General features: G+C 39.6%; 11 protein-coding genes. 5 read left to right on the forward strand and 6 right to left on the reverse strand.

Features of this window, described 5'->3' with window-relative positions; all coding sequences use genetic code 11:
• Window positions 1-115 precede the first annotated feature (115 nt).
• The 5 genes from J1N10_RS10795 to J1N10_RS10815 form a co-directional block, all read right to left on the reverse strand.
• Entirely contained in the window at window positions 116-574 is a 459-nt protein-coding gene (locus tag J1N10_RS10795) for a sterol desaturase family protein (protein WP_262326717.1), read from the reverse strand.
• On the reverse strand, window positions 571-1,038 hold the full coding sequence (locus J1N10_RS10800; RefSeq protein ID WP_262326718.1) for a hypothetical protein: 468 nt from the start codon (window positions 1,036-1,038) through the stop codon (window positions 571-573). Before J1N10_RS10800 ends, J1N10_RS10795 begins: the two co-directional genes overlap by 4 nt.
• Window positions 1,038-1,874 (reverse strand): phytoene/squalene synthase family protein, encoded by an 837-nt coding sequence (locus tag J1N10_RS10805; RefSeq protein ID WP_262326719.1) that lies wholly within the window; start codon window positions 1,872-1,874, stop codon window positions 1,038-1,040. The genes J1N10_RS10800 and J1N10_RS10805 overlap by 1 nt, the downstream gene beginning before the upstream one ends.
• Entirely contained in the window at window positions 1,871-3,343 is a 1,473-nt protein-coding gene (locus tag J1N10_RS10810) for a phytoene desaturase family protein (protein ID WP_262326720.1), read from the reverse strand. Before J1N10_RS10810 ends, J1N10_RS10805 begins: the two co-directional genes overlap by 4 nt.
• A 154-nt stretch (window positions 3,344-3,497) precedes the next feature.
• Window positions 3,498-5,150 (reverse strand): AMP-binding protein, encoded by a 1,653-nt coding sequence (locus tag J1N10_RS10815; protein WP_262326721.1) that lies wholly within the window; start codon window positions 5,148-5,150, stop codon window positions 3,498-3,500.
• A gap of 271 nt (window positions 5,151-5,421) precedes the next feature.
• Between J1N10_RS10815 and J1N10_RS10820 the strand changes: the two genes are divergently transcribed.
• The 4 genes from J1N10_RS10820 (at window position 5,422) to J1N10_RS10835 (ending at window position 9,968) form a co-directional block, all read left to right on the forward strand.
• Window positions 5,422-6,567, forward strand: a complete 1,146-nt coding sequence (locus tag J1N10_RS10820; RefSeq protein WP_262326722.1) for a TlpA family protein disulfide reductase — start codon at window positions 5,422-5,424, stop codon at window positions 6,565-6,567.
• Window positions 6,568-6,638: 71 nt separating this feature from the next.
• Complete coding sequence (locus J1N10_RS10825) at window positions 6,639-7,796, forward strand: TlpA disulfide reductase family protein (protein ID WP_262326723.1); 1,158 nt, start codon at window positions 6,639-6,641, stop codon at window positions 7,794-7,796.
• A gap of 297 nt (window positions 7,797-8,093) precedes the next feature.
• Complete coding sequence (locus tag J1N10_RS10830) at window positions 8,094-8,855, forward strand: UDP-2,3-diacylglucosamine diphosphatase (RefSeq protein WP_262326724.1); 762 nt, start codon at window positions 8,094-8,096, stop codon at window positions 8,853-8,855.
• A 24-nt stretch (window positions 8,856-8,879) separates the two neighbouring features.
• Window positions 8,880-9,968 carry a 3-oxoacyl-ACP synthase III family protein gene (locus J1N10_RS10835; protein WP_262326725.1) on the forward strand — a complete coding sequence of 363 codons (1,089 nt, stop codon included), beginning with the start codon at window positions 8,880-8,882 and terminating at the stop codon, window positions 9,966-9,968.
• Between the two features lie 103 nt (window positions 9,969-10,071).
• On the opposite strand, the gene J1N10_RS10840 is transcribed toward J1N10_RS10835, so the two are convergent.
• A complete protein-coding gene (locus tag J1N10_RS10840; protein ID WP_262326726.1) occupies window positions 10,072-12,438 on the reverse strand; it encodes a transglycosylase domain-containing protein in 2,367 nt (788 codons plus the stop codon).
• 286 nt (window positions 12,439-12,724) lie between these two features.
• Between J1N10_RS10840 and topA the strand changes: the two genes are divergently transcribed.
• A complete protein-coding gene (topA, locus tag J1N10_RS10845) occupies window positions 12,725-15,178 on the forward strand; it encodes a type I DNA topoisomerase (protein WP_262326727.1) in 2,454 nt (817 codons plus the stop codon).
• The last annotated feature ends 4 nt before the right edge of the window (window positions 15,179-15,182 follow it).

Here is a 15,182-nt window from a genome sequence, read left to right on the forward strand (position 1 = left end):
CCCCCTCTCCCTTTGGGTTTCTCCCCATGGGGAGAATGACATTAGTGAAACTAAAAAATCTTCCCCCATGAGGAAGTGCCTGAAAGGTGATGGGGGGAATTCTTATATAAGATTCCTACTCAAGCAGCAAGGTATTATTTTTAGCTTCTTTTATAAACCTCCGGGGCACCAGCAACATTCCAAAACATTGGCCACCGGTATGATGGCTACCATGTGCTCGTCGTAAGCCTAAAAAATAGGGATGTTTCACGTTTGACAACCACGTGAAACGTTGATGAATAAATACATCATGAACTAAAAAGTAAGCAATGCCATAAAATAATATACCTAAGCCGATAAAGAACATAAAATTGAGCGTTGGATTTACACCAAAGAAGAACAGCAAAATACTGGGAGTGGCAAAAATAAAAAAGAAACTATCGTTCTTTTGAAATACCTGTCCTTTCGATGGATGATGATGATCTTCGTGCAGCACCCACAAAAAACCATGCATGATGTATTTATGAGTAAACCAGGTAACACCTTCCATAAAAGCAAAAGTAGCAAGCGTAATTATAATATATAAGACTATCATAACTGATGGTTTTTGATGAGTTGATGAATGGCCTGCTTTAACATTTCTTTATAATACGATGGTAAGGAGCTATCATCGATATTATCAAGAATGTAGGTTGTATCAGAATTTAGTTGCTCATTGTATTTTAAAAATACAGGCACCTCGCTTTGCACCAATGCCCTTACGTATCGCGCTTCAATATCAAAAGGATTTTGATTAATGTACTGCTCAAGCTTATTCTTACCCTTGCTGAAAAACTTCATCTTCTTAAAGGGATTATTCGTATAAATGGCTTGTCGCATATGCGCCGCTTCAATATAGGGGCTTGCCTTTTTATCATCAACGCCAGAGCTTAGTTCAATAAAGGCCTTCAAACTTTCTTCATTGTCGATGGTATGAAATTGCTTACGAATTTCATCCATCTGTTGTGACCATGTCATTACAGATGCAAGCATCAATCCTATGACCATGGGCCATCGCATTATATCACATTTAGTTTGTATCTTAAATACGATTCCACCAAGATCTCCAGCTTTAGAAAATTATTGATACGAATGCGTTCACTTCTGATGCGCTTACTATCGGCTGCTTTCAATTCCTGCAACAATCGTCTGTAATAACGATATGCCAAGTATACCCCCAGGCGTCCTTCGAGTGGCAAACGAACAACCCCTTTGTAAGCCTCATTAAAATCTGCTTCTATATCCTTAATAATCTCTTGTTTAGTATTGTTATCAAGATGCGCATTTTTTAGATTCGGAAAATACGAACGACCTAGGCCCTCCATATCATCTTTATAGTCGCGCAAAAAGTTAACCTTCTGAAAAGCAGAGCCCAGACGCATGGCGTATGGCTTTAGTTCACTGTAGTGTTGTTCATCGCCTTTAACAAATACTTTGAGGCACATGAGGCCCACCACATCAGCCGAACCATATATGTAATCGGCATATTCGCGGGCTGTTTTATATTCAGTTTTATACAAATCCATCTTCATACTCTCCATAAACGAATTCACCAAATCATACAAATTATACTGGTGAACCACTTCCTGAAAAGCATTTAATATAGGATTCATGCTAATTCTTCTCTTGAGCGCTTTCTCGTAGTTTTCCTCAAACTCAAGTAGTAATTCCTCCTGATTAAATCCATCAAAGGTATCAACAATTTCATCGGCATAACGCACGAAACCGTATATGGCATAAATTGCAGGCCTCACCGATGGTGCCAACAAGGTAATAGCCTTTGAAAATGACGTACTATAGGCACGTGTTACCAGCCGGCTACAATTGTAGCTTGATGAGTCGAATAATTGCTTCATGGTGCATGGTATTTTATGATTAAATCACTTACAATCTTGCCCGAAATCAATGATGGTGGCACTCCGGGCCCAGGAACAGTCAGCTGTCCAGTGAAATACAGGTTTTTCACCTTTCGGCTCTTTAGCTTAGGTCTCAATACATGCGTTTGCAGTAAAGTATTAGCCAATCCGTAGGCGTTTCCTTTAAACGAATTGTAGGTCGATACAAAATCATTGACACTAAACGATTCTGTAAACAAAACATGAGTGCGGAAACTTTGTTTGGTCGTCAACTCTAAACGATTGATAATGATGTCAAAATAACGTTTTCTGATAGTTTCATTATCTTCTAAACCAGGTGCCAATGGAATTAAAAAAATGCCCGCTTCTTTACCCGCTGGCGCAACTGAATCATCTGAAACAGAAGGGAAACTGGCATAAAACAATGGTTCTTCGGGGTATTGAGGATCGTCGTAGATAGCAGATGCATGTGCATCAAAGTCCACATCAAAAAATAAACTGTGGTGCGCTAAACCTTCCAACTTCTTATCAAAACCTACATAAAATAATAAGGCCGATGGGGCAAACGTCTTTTTATTCCAATAATTGTCTGAATATTGTCTGAAATGCTTGGGTAATAATTGCTCAGTATGATGATAATCGGCTCCACTTAAAAGCACATCACAATCAAAAGCTTCACCACCTGCGTATACTTTGCTAATTTTCGATTGTTCAATCAACACATCATCAGCAGGCGCATTAAGTCGAATTTTGACTCCTAATTGCTCAGCCAGTCGTCGCATGGCATCTGCCACTTCGAACATACCTCCTTTCGGATGCCAAGTACCCAGCATAAAATCGGCATAATTCATAAAGTTATAGAACGATGGCGTTGTAGATGGTTTAGCTCCTAAAAACAACACGGGAAATTCTAATATCTTTCGCAGTTTCGGACTTTTAACGTATTGAGCTACATCGGCTTTTATTGATTTGGTAAAAGCACCTAAACGACTGATGGTTTTTGCATTAACTATCTCAAAAAGATGCTCACCGGGTTTATACACCAAATCTTTAACGGCAATATCATAATTAGCTTCAGCTTTCTTCAATAAGGATTGTAAGCTAGCTCCACTACCTTGCTCAATCGTTTCGAATGTATTTTGTATCTCGCTAAAATCAGTACTCAGACTCACAAAATCATCTTCTCCAAAACACACCGAATAGGAGGGATTCAGCTGCATCAGCTCATACCAATCGGATACATTTGACTTGAAATCATTAAAAAAACGCTCAAAAACATCAGGCATCCAATAAAAGGTTGGTCCCATATCAAAGGTAAAACCATCGCGCTTTAACCGACGAGCGCGTCCTCCTACCGCATCATTTTTCTCTAATATGGTTACATCGTAACCAGCTTTAGCCAGGTAACAACTAGCTGACAGAGATGAAAAACCTGCCCCGAGAATGACTATTTTTTTATTAGCTATCAAATTGATGAACTTTTGTTTATTGTTTTACATCATTAATTAAACACTAGGTCGCTTTAAAAGTTCATATAAATAAGATGTTTTTATCTCTTATTGTCAATGGGGCACAAAAAAACCACCTGATCAACAGGTGGTTTTATATCAAAATACGCAACTATTATTTCGTGTACTTATACCGTTTAATACTTTTCTTAGGCGTTTTCTCAAATTCCTCTGGAAACAAAGTTACTTGCTGAATATTCATGTAAGCAGGTAAAATACTATTGGCAGATTCTTTTATCTCCTGCAACTTTCCTTCTATCTGCACCTGATTGAGTTTTTCAGCATCGGTCGCCTCATAATCGGGATAAATTAAAGCTTCCAACTTCCCTTCATTATCACGTACCAGGCACTCTTGCACATACTCCATCGAATTAATAGTAGCTTCAATTTCTTCCGGATAAATATTTTGCCCCGAAGCCCCCAATAACATATTTTTACTTCGCCCTTTGATGTATATAAAATTTTGCTCATCAATCACGCCTAAATCACCGGTATGCAACCAGCCATCCTTATCGAATATTTCATCTGTTGCTTCCTGGTTTTTATAATAACCCAAAAGCGTGTTATCCCCTTTCACCAATATCTCCCCTACTTCGTTAAATGGGTCTTTAGAGTCAATCTTCACCTCCATGCGATCAACTAGCTCACCAGCTGAAAACTTACGTGATTCAGTCCACGGAGCATAACTGATAAGTGGCCCACATTCAGTCATGCCATAACCAATTGTAAATGGAAAACCTATTTTACGCAAGAACAGCTCCACGTCTTTATTTAAAGCTGCTCCACCAATTATAATCTCTCTGAATTCGCCTCCGAATACTTCAAGCAACTTCTTTTTTACCTTGCTATATACTACTTTGTTTAGTATTGGAATTTTCATCAAAGTTTTCACTTTAGTTTCTTCCAATTGTGGTAATATACGCTTCTTGAATATTTTCTCAAGAATGAGAGGAACCGATAAGATAATGTGGGGCTTCACTTTTCGGAAAGCTTCCGTAATGATTTGTGGCGAAGGAGTTCGGGTTAAAAAGGTAATATGACAGCCCATTGTGAAAGGCCACAAAAACTCAAACAAGCAACCGTAGGCATGCGCCAATGGCAAAAAGGATACTACCCGTTCTTCAGGCTTTAGAATTAAATGCTCCTGTGCATATTTTATATTCGACCAGATACTACGATGCGGCAACAATACGCCTTTCGAAAATCCGGACGTACCAGAAGTATATGATAACACCATTATCTCTTCGGAACCTATCTCTGGAAAACTTAACTGTTCAGAACTAAAGCTTTTGCCATCGCCTTTAAATGCCGGTTGCAGTTTTTCAACTGATTCACTTAGCTTTCCACTTGCATGATCAACCAGTGAAATACACTGATTAATAGAAACAATGCCCATCAGGCCTTTCATCTTCGTTTCGTCAAGCTTATCAAACAATAAATCGGTTGAAAACAACAGCTTAGATTCGGAGTGATTCACAATGTGATGAATATCGCTTGAATTAAAATCGGGCAAAATGGGCACAATAACAGCTCCGTACGTGATTGTTCCCAGGTAAACAACGGCCCAGCTAGTCATATTACGACCAATGAGCGCAACCTTGTCTCCTTTTTGAATACCTAAATCTTTATACAGCTGATGCAACCCCACTATTCGCTCACCAACCTGATTGTATGTTATTGTTTCTCCCTGAAAATCACTAAATGCTTTTAAATTCCCATAGTTTGACAGAGCTTCTTCAACATAGCTCAAGTATCCATTATTATCCATATTGGTTGTTTTATTTGTTGCAGCTAAATGCATTTATCCGATTCCTAAAAAATGTTTTGAATAGATAAATAACCGACCAAAATTATTCAAAATTCTGAAATAGCCTAATTCATCCTGCTAATCTCATCAAAATCACATCAATATACTCATTAATCATTTGACTTTCCAATGTAAGCAATTGCTATGCCACAAATAATATAGTAAACGGACTTAGTGAAGCCTAACAAACAAAATAGCTTCTTTTTTATATTTTTGTATAAACTTCCTTAGCATGAAGCACATTATTTTAATCTCAATTGTCATCGTTATTGCGGCCTGTTCAAAACCACAAAAGACCCCGTATTTAACGCTTAAACCTGATAATCACATTACCGGCGAGGCCGAACTTTACATTTTACAAGATGATTACCAGTTATTTGACAAAGCAATTGTCGACGAAGAATCGAATCACCTTTTATTTATAAAAGACTCCGTTCCTGATGCTATTTACGAATTGCGGATTAACGGACAAACCGTTACCACTTTATTAATTAAGGACACTTTTCCATTCTCTATTAGTGGAAGCTTTAAGACAGAATCAAACGAATTAACCATCACAGGCAATGAAGCTACAAAAGCATTGTGGAAATGCCAATCAATAGCCGCAAGCCTTGAAGATGAAATTGCTCAAACAACAGCCACCATTCCAGATTCTATTATGGCTGATGAGTATTTCAGGGTCCGCGATTCTATTTACAATCGTATTAACCACAGTATCGAAAAGAGTGCAAAAGACCTTAAACGTTCACAGAAAAATCATAGAAATACACTTTTGCCATTATTGACAGCCCAACTAAAGGCTGGCAATCACTATTTATTAAATCGTGAAAACGAAGCCGATTATATCTATGAAACGAGCAACCAACTCAGCAATTTATATCCCCATTATAAACCGGTCAGAGTTTTTGCGTTACAGGTAGACTCCATCATGAGCCAGAACCTGTTTAATTCATTAACCAAAGAAGGACGCACTTTGCCTTCAATTTCTATCACCAATGCGTGGGGAAGGGAATTTGCATTAGATACGCTCATCGACAAACCAACACTATTAGTACTTTGGAATTCAGAAGAATTAGCATCGCGACAAGTTAGCAAACAACTGATGCGGTGGAGCAGGAGTTATCGTCGCCAAGGTTTACAGATTTGTATGATTTCAATGGACGACAACAAAGACAGGTGGCTGGCAGCAATAAAAGAAGATCGTTTAGCTCTTCTGCACCTCTCAGATTTAAAGGGTGAAGATTCTCCTGTTATGAAAGAATTTGGATTGACTTCACTCCCATCACTTTTATTGCTTGATGACAATAGAATAATTGTCAAACGCGCAAGGGAATTGGAAGAGCTAAGGCCTGCCATTCAACAAATAATTAAAAATTAATCCTATATTTGAGCGATTATAATCGAAGGAACATAAGGAACAAACTAAAGTACAATCAATTGAATCTATATATGAAACAGGGACTGTTTTTACTGCTAATATTATTAATCGCAAACGCGTGTACCAATAAAGAGCAATACACAGTAAGTGGCCGCATTGAAGGCGCTAAGGATAAAATGCTTTATCTGGAGCGTATGGATTTAAACCAAACGGTGATTATTGACTCGGTTAAAATTAAGAATGGTGACTTTGAGTTTAAACAAGATCGCTTGACGGAACCAACCTTCTTAATGTTGAAATTAAGCCCCAAAAACTACATTACCTTATTGGCCGACACTACAGAAACTATTGTTATCAATGCCGATGCCAAAAACCTGGAAACAAGTTACCAGTTGCGCAATTCCATTGGTTCGGTCTATATTCAGATGTTTAATAAACGTATTCGCAAACTCAACAAAGAGCTTAATACCCTTGTAGCTAAATATCAGGCTACAGACAACAGCGAGATGAAAAAAGAATTAGAGAAAGAATACGATCAGAAGCTACAAGAACACAAAGCCTTTGTGGGTGAATTCATCATGGAAAACCCACGTTCTTTTGCCGGTTATTATGCCTTATTTCAGAATTTAGATGATAACTCAGCGGTTCTGAATGTATTCGACAAAAAAGACCAGGTATACTTCTCAACACTGGCAACAAGCTTAAACCTTTATTTTCCTGAATCGGAAAGAGCCAGTCACCTGTACAACTATGTATTGGGTGCCAAAGCTCAGCAACAACATCAGAAATTTGCTGAAGAGTTAATCGCTTCAAAAGCGGCTGAAAGTGGCTATGTCGACATCGAGGCTCCAAATATTCAGGGTGATACCATTAAGCTATCATCGTTGCAGGGAAAAACTATCATTGTTAATTTCTGGGCTTCATGGGACGAAAAATCAGTTGCTGCCAACCGTCATTTGAAAAAAATGTACAACAAGCACAAAAACAAAGGGCTGGAGGTTTACTCCGTTTCCCTTGATAAGAGTAAAGTACTTTGGGAAAGCACCATTAAAAAAGAAGGTTACACCTGGGTAGATGTTAGTGATTTGAAATACACCAACTCTTTCCCTGCCCGTCTGTACAACATTCAGCAATTACCATCGAACTACATTATCAGTCCTAAAGGCGAAATCATTGGTAAAAACCTATTTGGCAATCGCCTTACGGATAAATTGAACGAGATTTTATAAAAGATATATCTTTCATTGAATATTATAACAGACCTTAAGGTTTTAGAAACCTTAAGGTCTTTTCATTTTATACAACCCAAATGAAATGTGCTCAAAAGCAACAGGTAGAGTCAAAATCAACCCGCGGCTTTTTAATTATCAATCATTTACATAACTCACATACTTAAAATCGGATTCAATAAAGTTTTCGACTATTTTATTTGTTTGTTCAACAACTATTTACCCCTTCCATATAGTTAGGAGAAACTTGATTTTTCTGATATATTTGTGCGTTAAATAAAAACCTAGACAATTTACTTGGAAACAACGAAGAAAATATACTTTGCCTCCGATGTGCATTTAGGTGCTCCCGGCATTAAGAATCATCGTGAGCACGAAAAGCGATTTGTGGCCTGGCTCGATTCGATTAAGGATAAAGCTTCTGAAATCTATCTGATGGGCGACATCTTTGATTTCTGGTTTGAGTACAAAAAAGTTGTCCCTCGGGGATTTACCCGCTTTTTGGGCAAATTATCTGAAATTACCGATAGTGGCATTCCAGTACATTTTTTCACTGGTAACCACGACATCTGGCTCTTCGATTATCTTGAAAACGAGTGTGGCGTCAAGGTATATCGAGATCCTGTTGTTAGAACCTTTAACGGCAAAAAACTATTCCTGGCTCATGGAGATGGATTAGGTGATTATGATCGTCATTATAACTTTCTTAAATCGGTTTTTACCAATAAATTTGCTCAATGGTTATTTGCCCGCATTCATCCTAATTGCGGCATCGGATTAGCCGACTTCTGGTCGGGCAAAAGCCGTAAAAAAAATAATGAAATTTATGGCAACCGCTACCTTGGCGACGACAAGGAGTTTGCTGTGCTTTATGCCAAAGATTTTTTGAAAAAAGAAGCTATCGATTATTTTGTATTTGGTCATCGCCACGTGGCACGGACGGTCGGTGTGGGACCTGAGAGCCAGCTTATTTTCCTGGGCGACTGGATACAACACTTTTCTTACGGTGTTTTTGATGGAAACGACGTTGAGCTAAAATATTTCGATACCCACTTATAGTTTGATATTAGAAAAAAAGTAAAAATGAATTCAAAGGCTGAGATTTATGCGGTAGCTACCGGAACGGGAAGCTATATTCCTCCTGTGGTGAAAGCAAATGCCGATTTTACCAGCAACACCTTCTACAACGATGATGGAACCATTATTGAAACAGAAGGACAGGAAATTGTTGATAAATTTGAGCAAATCACCGACATCGCTGAAAGACGATGTGCCGAAAAAAATCATGTCACATCTGATTTAGCCATGTTTGCCGGAAAAGCGGCATTGGAAGATGCTGATTTTGACCCGGAAAAACTGGATTACATCATTGTAGCGCATAACCTGGGCGATATGCGACACGGCACTATTTATCCCGATATTCTTCCAACATTAGCATCACGGGTGAAGCATAAATTGGGTATTAAAAACCCAAAAACTATTGCTTACGACATTACTTTTGGATGCCCGGGCTGGACACAAGCTATGATTCAGGCGAATTACTACATCAAATCGGGTGATGCCAAAAGCGCATTGGTCATTGGTGCTGATACACTAAGCCGTGCCATGGAGCCGCACGATCGCGACTCTATGATTTTTGCCGATGGAGCCGGTGCTGTGCTTTTGGAAGCCTGTGAAAGCAAAATACCTGTTGGCATACTGAAACATGCGGTTCAAACAGACACCGAAGAGCACATCGACCTGCTTCGTATGGACAACCCGTACAACGAAGAACTAAAGGGAGAAAACCTCTTCCTCAAAATGTTCGGACGCCGATTATACAACTATGCCTTGACCAACGTTCCACAGTTGGCTAAAGAATGCCTGGACAAGAACGGGATGTCGCTGTCTGACATTAAAAAGGTCTTGATTCACCAGGCCAATGCTAAAATGGACGAAGCTATTCTGAAGCGCTTATTCCGTTTATATGGTGAGCGCAATGTTGATTTAAATGTGATGCCAATGACCATACGTGAGCTGGGCAACAGCAGTGTGGCAACTGTACCAACACTTTTCGACCTTATTTTAAAAGGCAAATTGGAAGGCCACACACTTGAAACTGGAGATAACGTAGTAATGACATCTGTTGGTGCCGGCATGAACATTAATGCATTTGTTTACAAGATGCCATAAAAAGCTGGCAGTTAATAGCCAATAGCTTATAGCAAAATCACCATATATAAAAATAGCTGCTCCAAACCAGAGCAGCTATTTTTATATATGGTGATTGATCCTTCTAAAAGAATTCCTCAACATTTTCCAATTCTTCCTCTTCGGCCGCTTCACCTTCTTCTTGATCGACAACCTTCTGTGTTTGCTGATTACAATCAAGGTTTACATAGAAATTAAGTGGTTCTTCAAACACATCTTCTTCCGTAATCTCGATTTCCTCATTGGCATAAACTTCTTTCATATAAAGAGCAAAGATTGGTAAAGCCACATTAGCCCCCTGTCCCAGGTAGGTTGAATCAAAGTGAATATCTCTGTCTTCGCCACCGACCCACACTCCGGTTACCAGCTGTGGTGTTACCCCCATAAACCATCCATCGGAGTTATTATTGGTAGTACCCGTTTTTCCACCAATTTGTCCTGTAAACTGATATCTGTATCTTAATCGATTACCAGTTCCCTGGTTAACCACTCCCTGCAACAGGTTTAACATTAAGTAGGCTGTTGGTTCGCTAATCGCTTCGCGTTTTTGCGGATGAAAGTCACTAATTACATTACCATAGCGATCTTCAATTCGTGTTACAATCATCGGCTCAATATGCACCCCTTTATTAGCAAAGGTACAGTAGCTGCTTGTCATTTCCATTAAACCAAAATCGGGCGTTCCTAAACACAAGGCCGGCACGGCATCCATTGGACTTTTAATACCTAACTCATGGATGGTATTGGCAACAGCTCGTGGGTTAAACTGCTTCATCACCCAGGCTGTAATATTATTGTTCGAATTAGCTAGTCCCCATTTCAAAGTGACCATCTCACCAGCCCGCTTACTGCCACTATTACGCGGCGTCCAGGTTTTTCCTCCGCCCAGGTAAAAAGTTTGAGCAATATTTGGTACCAAATCACAAGGTGTAAAACCCTCCTGCATCGCCAAAGTGTATACAAATGGCTTAATAGTTGAACCTACCTGACGTTTTCCTTTACCAGCCATGTCGTACATAAAATGCTTGAAATTTGGCCCACCAACGTATGCTTTTACATGACCAGACAGGGGATCAATTGACACCATACCGGCACGCAAGTAAAATTTATAGTGATGAATCGAATCTAAAGGTGTCATCAATGTATCGCGCTCACCTTCCCATGTAAAGACAGTCATATCATACTTGGTATTGAAAACACGCATTACACTGTCCATATCAGCACCACTGCTTCTTAAACCGCGATAACGATCCGTATTTTTTATGGCACGCTCAATTATCTTTTCATAGTCTTCCTTCTCCAAATCTTCGGTATAAGGTGCTCCCGGGCGACCTTTCTTCTCTGCAAAAAATTTAGGTTGAATATCTTGACTCAAATGGTTCTTGACTGCCTCCTCAGCATAATGCTGCATGCGCGAATCAATGGTTGTATAAATCTTCAAACCATCTTTATAAATATCGTATTTTGTTCCATCAGGACGATAATTCTTGTTTATCCAGCCATACAAGGGGTCATCCACATATCGAATACTATCTTCAATAAATTTAGCTTCCATCCACGATGGATAACTATCTCTCTGAGGCTCCGATGCCGTCAGACTTAAGCGAAGATATTCCCTAAAATAGGGTGCCGGACCTTCTTTGTGGTCAGCTCGATTGAACTGCAAGCCTAAGGGCATGGTCGATAAAGAATCGTATTCCGCATCTGTTAAGAATTTGGCTTTCAACATCTGGTGCAATACCACATTACGACGATCTTGCGTCAGTTCTGGTCGACGAACCGGATTATAAAGTGCCGGATTTTTAAGCATCCCAATAATCACAGCAGCCTCTTCAACCTTTAAAGTATCGGTAGCTGAATTAAAAAATGTTTGAGCGGCACTTTTGATTCCATAAGCATCATAAATAAATTCGGCCTTATTCAGGTACATCGTTAATATTTCTTCCTTCGTATAACTTCTTTCGAGCTTTACGGCGATGACCCATTCTTTTAACTTTTGAAAAGCTCGTTCGAGTGTACTGGCAGCCTGACCATGAAATAATAATTTAGCCAGCTGCTGAGTGATTGTACTACCACCACCCGAACTCTGATCCTGCATCAGAATTGTGCGGAACATGACACGAGCCAAGCCTCGCGCATCAATACCCGAATGATCGTGAAAACGAACATCTTCAGTTGCAATCAATGCATTAACAATATTTGGAGATAATTCCTCATATGTACTATAGCTTCGGTTCTCGTTAAAATAATTACCTAATATTTGCTGGTCACTTGAAATGACTTCGGTAGCCAGGTTGCTCTTCGGGTTTTCTAACTCCTCGAAGCTTGGCATAAAACCGAGCATGCCATATGAAATCATGGTGAATAAGGTAAAAACAGATAACATTCCTCCAATCACCACTACCCAAAAGGTAATAACCAACTTGCGATATTTTGACTTTGTTTGATTCATCAGTACAGGATAGTTTTATTCGTTAGAAATATCAGACATTAAATTACTCGCATCAATAATTAATCCTTGCATAGATTAATGTAGCTATTGACAAGGGTTACAGTTATAGTGTATCATTATGCCGGATTCAAACCAATAATTGATATTTTGGTGTAAAAATAGTAAAATTTGATTGATAGAAACAGGCGAACGTTTGCGTAAAGCATTTTCATTTTTTAACATTGTGACAATTTTATATAATTTTGCGAGCTTTAACACTAAGTGGTGTTTGAAAGATAATTGAGAGATGGGTAAAAAAACAACGGTTACAGAAGAGAATCTGGTGATAGTCGAGTCACCTGCAAAAGCAAAAACCATTGAAAAGTTTTTAGGCAAAGACTTTTTAGTGAAGTCGAGTTATGGTCATATACGTGATTTATCAAAAAGTGATTTTGGAGTTGACATCAATAATAACTATCAACCAGATTATATAATCTCTTCCGACAAAAAGGATGTTGTTAAAGAACTAAAACAATTAGCTAAGAATGCCAAAATGGTATGGCTCGCTTCCGATGAAGACCGCGAAGGAGAAGCTATTGCCTGGCACTTGTTCGAAACGCTTGGGTTGAAAGAAGAAAACACACGTCGCATTGTGTTTCACGAGATTACAAAGGATGCCATCCAAAAAGCCGTTGAAAACCCTCGCAAAATTGATACCAACCTGGTAAATGCACAGCAAGCCCGTCGTGTACTCGACCGCTTGGTAGGTTTTGAACTATCGCCAGTTTTATGGCGCAAGGTAAAACCCTCTTTATCAGCCGGACGCGTGCAGTCTGTGGCGGTTCGACTGATTGTTGACCGGGAGCGCGAAGTATTTGCTTTTAAACCAACATCGTCATACCGCGTAACCGCTTTGTTTGAGGTAAGCGATGAAAAAGGACGTGTTAAAGAACTAAAAGCTGAACTACATAAGCGCTTTAAAACACTTGAAGAAACCAAAGCTTTTGTAGAGCAATGCTCCGATGCTGAATTTTTAGTATCACAGATCGAGAAAAAGCCGATGAAGAAATCGCCGGCTGCTCCCTTTACAACTTCTACCCTGCAACAAGAGGCATCGCGTAAGTTGGGCTACTCGGTTTCGCAAACCATGTCCATCGCTCAAAAACTATACGAAGCTGGTAAAATAACATACATGCGTACCGACTCGGTAAACCTATCTGACCTGGCCTTAAACATGGCATCAACGATGATTACTGAGAAAATGGGTGCCGAGTATGTGAAAATAAGAAAATACAAGACGAAAGCTAAGGGGGCTCAAGAGGCTCACGAAGCCATCCGTCCAACGTATTTAGATAAAGAAACTGTCTCTGGCTCAGCCCAGGAGAAAAAGCTATATGAACTTATTTGGAAGCGTACTATTGCTTCGCAAATGAGTGATGCACAACTGGAAAAAACGATCATCCATATAAATGCCGGTTCTACAGGAGAGAAATTTACAGCCACCGGTGAGGTCATCAAATTCGATGGATTCTTAAAAGTTTATATTGAATCAACTGATACAGAAGGTGAGCAGGATGATAAAGAGGGTGTATTACTGCCACCAATGAATGAAGGCGACGTATTAGACATGCTAAATGTTGAAGCTCGTCAGCGCTGGAACCAGAAACCGGCAAGATACACGGAAGCCAGCCTGGTTCGGAAACTAGAGGAATTAGGTATCGGGCGTCCGTCAACTTATGCGCCAACCATTTCAACCATTCAGAACCGTGGGTATGTTGAAAAAGAAGATCGCGACGGAACAGAGCGCGTTTACCAACACATCTGGCTCGAAAAAGGCAAACAACTGGTTGAAAGTGAAAAAACGGAGATTACAGGAGCCGAACGCAGCAAGCTATTCCCAACAGACATAGGTATGGTGGTGAACGACTTCCTGGTTAAATATTTTGAAAACATTGTGTCGTTTGACTTCACAGCGAAAGTTGAAAAGGAATTTGATGATGTTGCCCTTGGTAATATTGAATGGAGCAAGTCTATCGACGAGTTTTACAAGCCATTCCATGTGAAGGTGGAAGAAACGTTAGAGGTGTCTGAAAAAAGTACAGGAGAGCGTATTTTAGGCATCGATCCAACAAGTGGCCAGCAAGTATCGGTTCGTATCGGACGTTTTGGTCCTTTGGCACAAATTGGTGTTTCATCGGAAGATGAAGATGCTGAAAAACCACGCTTTGCTTCATTGCGCAAAGGACAGCACCTGGAAACCATCACGCTTGAAGAAGCCCTTGATTTGTTTAAATTACCGCGTACTTTAGGCGAGTTTGAAAACAAAGTAGTAGTGATTGGCATTGGCCGATTCGGTCCTTACATTCGCCACGACAGCAAATTTACTTCGCTTAAAAAAGGGGTGGACGATCCGTTTGAAATCGATTTAGAAACCGCCATTGAACGCATCAAAACCAAGCGCGAAGAAGACCTTAAGAAAATCATTAAGTTATTTGATGAAGAGCCGGATTTACAGATTCTTAACGGACGCTGGGGACCTTTTATCAAATATCAGAAAAAGAATTATAAGATTCCGAAAGATAAAAATGCAGAAGAATTATCTTTGGAAGACTGCCAGGCTTTGATTGCTGACCAGTCAAAAGCAACAACTAAAAAAGGCGCCAAGTCAACTGCAAAAAAGACGACTGCCAAAAAAACAACAGCTGCAAAAAAGAAAACAACGACAACTAAAAAGAAAACGAGCACTAAAAAAACCAAATAACCCA

Origin of the sequence: Carboxylicivirga litoralis (genome assembly GCF_025499605.1) — a bacterium.
Taxonomy (GTDB): Bacteria; Bacteroidota; Bacteroidia; order Bacteroidales; family Marinilabiliaceae; genus Carboxylicivirga; species Carboxylicivirga litoralis.

What these genes read in the sequence shown, in the direction of transcription:
- J1N10_RS10795 (WP_262326717.1), bottom strand. Translation starts at nt 574, where the DNA reads ATGATAGTCTTATATATTATAATTACGCTTGCTACTTTTGCTTTTATG.
- J1N10_RS10800 (WP_262326718.1), bottom strand. Translation starts at nt 1,038, where the DNA reads ATGCGATGGCCCATGGTCATAGGATTGATGCTTGCATCTGTAATGACA.
- J1N10_RS10805 (WP_262326719.1), bottom strand. Translation starts at nt 1,874, where the DNA reads ATGAAGCAATTATTCGACTCATCAAGCTACAATTGTAGCCGGCTGGTA.
- J1N10_RS10815 (WP_262326721.1), bottom strand. Translation starts at nt 5,150, where the DNA reads ATGGATAATAATGGATACTTGAGCTATGTTGAAGAAGCTCTGTCAAAC.
- J1N10_RS10820 (WP_262326722.1), top strand. Translation starts at nt 5,422, where the DNA reads ATGAAGCACATTATTTTAATCTCAATTGTCATCGTTATTGCGGCCTGT.
- J1N10_RS10825 (WP_262326723.1), top strand. Translation starts at nt 6,639, where the DNA reads ATGAAACAGGGACTGTTTTTACTGCTAATATTATTAATCGCAAACGCG.
- J1N10_RS10835 (WP_262326725.1), top strand. Translation starts at nt 8,880, where the DNA reads ATGAATTCAAAGGCTGAGATTTATGCGGTAGCTACCGGAACGGGAAGC.
- J1N10_RS10840 (WP_262326726.1), bottom strand. Translation starts at nt 12,438, where the DNA reads ATGAATCAAACAAAGTCAAAATATCGCAAGTTGGTTATTACCTTTTGG.
- topA (WP_262326727.1), top strand. Translation starts at nt 12,725, where the DNA reads ATGGGTAAAAAAACAACGGTTACAGAAGAGAATCTGGTGATAGTCGAG.